The organism is Gemmatimonadota bacterium, assembly GCA_016209965.1.
GTDB lineage: Bacteria > Gemmatimonadota > Gemmatimonadetes > Longimicrobiales > RSA9 > JACQVE01.
Window position 1 is genome coordinate 1 of the sequence record JACQVE010000002.1, and the last position, 4,029, is coordinate 4,029.

Sequence of the window (4,029 nt, forward strand, 5' to 3'; positions counted from 1 at the left end):
GAGAGTGTCCCAGGGTTAGTTGAAAAGCAAGGGAGCAGCACCCAACGTGGTGAAGTGAGCGTTTGGCCAACACCACAACAACCACAGGAGGGAGCTGCCCCATGTCTAGCGTACTGCGCGTCAGCAAGGACCGCAAGATCAAGCCCGTCCGTGCAGCGAAGGCTGTTGCGGGTCGCGTGGCCCCCGCCGACCTGGAGACAAAGGTAGCCCTGATCCAAACGCTGATCCCGCTGGGGTTGCAGGCCGTGGCGGAGGTGTTGGAGGCCGAAGTGGCCGCATTGGCCGGCCCGCGCTATGCGCGGCAGGATGGCGCGCCCCACCTGGTGCGCTGGGGTCGTCAGGGGGGCGCGGTGTACCTGGCCGATCAGAAGGTACCCGTCGCCATCCCCCGGGTGCGGAATCGGCAGACCGGGACGGAGGTGCCCTTGCAGGCCTATGCGCGTTTGCAGCAGCCGCGGGCGGCGGATGAGGGCGTGCTGCGGCGGATCCTCTATGGCCTGAGCTGCCGGGACTACCGGGCCTGCGCTGAGGCGGTACCTGAAGCGTTTGGCCTGAGCCGGTCGAGCATCTCGCGCCGTTACGTGTATGCGACGGCGCGGAAGCTGCAGGCGCTGCAGGAGCGGCGGCTGGACCGCGACGAGTTCGTGGCCCTGATCTTGGACGGCAAGACGTTCGCCGAGGACACGATGGTGATCGCGCTGGGGATCACGGTGCGCGGGGAGAAGGTGCTGCTGGGGTTTGTCCAGACCGGGACGGAGAACGCCGCGGTGTGCGCCGCCTTCCTGCGCCAGTTGGTGGAGCGTGGGCTCCGGGTGGGCGAGGGGCTGTTGGTCGTGCTCGATGGGAGTAAGGGGCTGCGGCGGGCGGTCCAGGACGTGCTCGGGGAACGCGCCCAGGTGCAACGGTGCACCTACCATAAGCGGGAGAACGTCGTCGCCTACTTGCCCCAGCGGCTGCAGGCGGTGTGGCGGGCGAAGCTGCAGCACGCGTACCGACAACCGACCTATACCGCTGCGCGGGACGCGCTCCACCGCCTGCACCAGGAACTGCGTCGCCTCAATGAGGACGCGGCGCACAGCCTGGCGGAAGGGTTGGAGGAGACGCTGACGCTGCATCGCCTGGGGATCGCGGCGCCGCTCGGCCAGCACTTCCAGACCACGAACATGCTGGAGTCGATCCTGGCGCAGGTGGAGCAGCGCACGGGGAAAACGGTCTTGCCGCAAACGCGATATTCTTGCGCTGCGTAGTTCGTAGAGACCTCACCGCAACACCGTACACCTTACGGATTCGCGCTCCCCGACGCCGGCGGAACGCAAGGTCACGGGGAGGGCAGTGATGTCAATGAGATTATATCACATATCCCTTGTCGTCAACCAGTTTCTGTCGCCGTGCGCAACAGTGTGGCCTGTGGAATGCGATAAATATGGACAATTTGCTTGCTCAACCCACGAGGTCGAGACAGATGGCACGGGACTGGCTAAACTGACTATAATTCGATTGACAAAAAGAGCGGACGGTGCTAGAGTGAAGCCGTGGCCAAGCGTGCGCTGGACGCCATCCGACACCGTGCGGCCGTGCCGGCGAGCCTGCAGCACCCGCATCCCGGGCAGGTCGCGGATCCCCTCTTCCATCGGTGCCGCCCCTTCTTCGACGCTCGGGACTTGGTCCAGGTCAAGTACGAGATGCTGCGGGCTCACCACGTGGACCGGGGCCGGGTGGTGGAGGTGGCGCGCCGGTTTGGGCTCAGCCGGCAAACCTTCTATGTCACCGACGCCGCCTTCCACACCGCACGCCTGCGCGGGTTACTCCCCGACCGGCCAGGGCCGAAAGGTCCGCACAAGGTTACGCCCGAGCTGGCCCGGTTTCTCCGCACGCAGCACCGGGCGCATCCGGAGGTGGACTATCGGGCACTGGCGGAGGCTGCGGCCACGAAGTTTGGCATCCGGGTGCACCCGCGCACCGTGCGGCGGGTGCTTGCGAAGCGTCTTTTTTCCCCTACGCCCAATGCCCCGCGGAGGAGGCGACGGTGAGGGCTTCCTCTGCGCCGCCGATCCCCTGCAGGCCGCGTACGAGCGCGAACGTGCGCGGGTGCTCGGCGGCGAGGCGTGTGGATCGTTCTCCCTGGGACGTCAGCTCGCGCAGGCGCACCGGCCGAGCCTGGGGAGGCGGCAGGTGCGCTCGGTCGAGGCCGCGCCGCCATGGACCGGCGACCCGGAGGCGAACCACAAGCGGCTGGTACGTGTCGTCTCCACCCTGTTGTGGGGCGGCGACGTCATGACGGAGCCAGCACGCCAGGAGCAGCCGCGATGCGGGTAGCGCTCTACGCGAGAGTGTCCTCAGCCCGGCAGGAGCAGGAGCGGACGATCGCCTCCCAGGTGGAAGCGTTGCACGCGTACGCGGCGGCCCACGGCGACGAGATCGTCCCCCAGGGTGTGTTCTGTGATGACGGCTTCAGCGGGGCCCGCCTCGACCGCCCGGCCCTGGATCGGCTCCGGGATGGCGCCCAAGCGCACGCCTTCGAGGCCGTGCTCGTGCTCAGCCCGGACCGGTTGTCACGGAACTACGCCTACCAGGTCCTCATCCTCGAAGAGCTGGAACGCTGGGGGGTCTCCGTACGCTTCGTGGAGCAGCCCCCGCTCGATGATCCCGCCGCCCGCCTGCTGGTGCAGATCCAGGGCGCGGTGGCCGAATACGAACGCGCCAAGATCGCCGAGCGCAACCGCCGCGGCCGTCTCTTCCGCTTGCGCGCTGGCGAGGTCGCCCTCTCGGTCGCCCCCTACGGCTACCGCCGCGTCGCCCGCACGCCGATCGAGCCCGCCCACCTGCGTATCGAGGAACGCGAGGCAGCGGTGGTGCGCCAGATCTTTGCCTGGCATGTGGAGGAGCGGTGCGCGCTCCGGAGCATCGCGCAGCGCCTGCAGGTCCAAGGGATCTCGACCCCCAAGGGCGGACAACTGTGGACGGCGCAGACGGTGCGCGGCATCCTCCGCAACCCCGTCTACATCGGCAGTTGGCCGGTGAATCGCACGCGGATGGCCGACGACAAGACCCACACCCGGCGCCGGCGGCCGGCTGAGGAGTGGATCATTCTCACCGTGCCCGCCATCATTGATCCCGAGACGTTTGGGCGGTCTCAGCAGCGGCACGCGGAAAACCGTCACTTCAGTCCCCGCCACCTCAAGGAGGAGCGCTGGCTGCTGCGCGGGCTGGTGCACTGCGGGCTGTGCCACCATGCGGCGGTCGCCGTGCGCGCCCTTCGGGCAGACGGGCGGTACAACGACTACTACCGGTGTCGCCACACGAGCGAGACGCTGACCCCGTGCGCCGCCCCGTATCTTCGCGCGACGGCGTTGGACACGCTCGTCTGGGAGGAAGTCCGCCACATGGTGTGCAACCCCGCCGTGCTGCGGGACGCGGTGGTGGCAGGAGCTACGGTCTCGCCGGACGCCGCCCTGCTCGCGACGCAACGGGCGATCCTCGACCGGCAGCTCCAGGCAGCCCGCAACGAGCGGGAGCGCCTCCTGGACGCCTACCAAGGCGGCGCCATCGAGTTGGCTGAGCTCGATCGCCGGCTGGCAGGGATACGACTCCGGGAAGAGCAATGGCACACCGAGGCGGTGCGCGTCGACCAGCTTCAGCAGGAGGCGGCGGCAGAACAGCAACTCCTCCAGCGCCTGGATCTCCTGGCAACAAGGATGCGACACCGTATGGACGTCATGGCCTTCGGCGAACGCCAAGCCCTGCTCCGCGAAGTCCTCGAGGCCGTCGAAACCACGCCATATGAAGTGACGATCTACTACCGGATCCCTCTCCCGCCCCCACCGTCGGGCCCGGATGCTCACCGTGATTCGCGACTGTCAACTAAATTGGGTTTGCGTAAAGACCGTCAAGGTAGATCGCTGGACGACGAGCGAGCAGAAGCATCGCTGGCTGGCGACCGTCCTGCTGGACATCGAGCCGCGCTTGCGCCGGGTGCGCGGCTACCGATACCTCTCACAGTTGCAGGCGGCGTTGCAGCAAGCGATCACA

At 67.6% G+C, this 4,029-nt stretch carries 4 protein-coding genes; all 4 read left to right on the forward strand.

The window, feature by feature from the left end:
* Nucleotides 1-101: 101 nt before the first annotated feature.
* Nucleotides 102-1,247, forward strand: a complete 1,146-nt coding sequence (locus tag HY703_00075) for a transposase (GenBank protein MBI4543575.1) — start codon at nt 102-104, stop codon at nt 1,245-1,247.
* Between the two features lie 285 nt (nt 1,248-1,532).
* Nucleotides 1,533-2,030 (forward strand): helix-turn-helix domain-containing protein, encoded by a 498-nt coding sequence (locus tag HY703_00080; protein MBI4543576.1) that lies wholly within the window; start codon nt 1,533-1,535, stop codon nt 2,028-2,030.
* On the forward strand, nt 2,005-2,316 hold the full coding sequence (locus HY703_00085; GenBank protein ID MBI4543577.1) for a hypothetical protein: 312 nt from the start codon (nt 2,005-2,007) through the stop codon (nt 2,314-2,316). Before HY703_00080 ends, HY703_00085 begins: the two co-directional genes overlap by 26 nt.
* The coding region (locus HY703_00090; GenBank protein MBI4543578.1) for a recombinase family protein at nt 2,307-4,029 on the forward strand (1,723 nt) is incomplete at its 3' end. The genes HY703_00085 and HY703_00090, both read left to right, overlap by 10 nt.

Coding starts and splice junctions, on each gene's coding strand:
- HY703_00085 (MBI4543577.1), top strand. CDS start 2,005: ATGCCCCGCGGAGGAGGCGACGGTGAGGGCTTCCTCTGCGCCGCCGAT.
- HY703_00075 (MBI4543575.1), top strand. CDS start 102: ATGTCTAGCGTACTGCGCGTCAGCAAGGACCGCAAGATCAAGCCCGTC.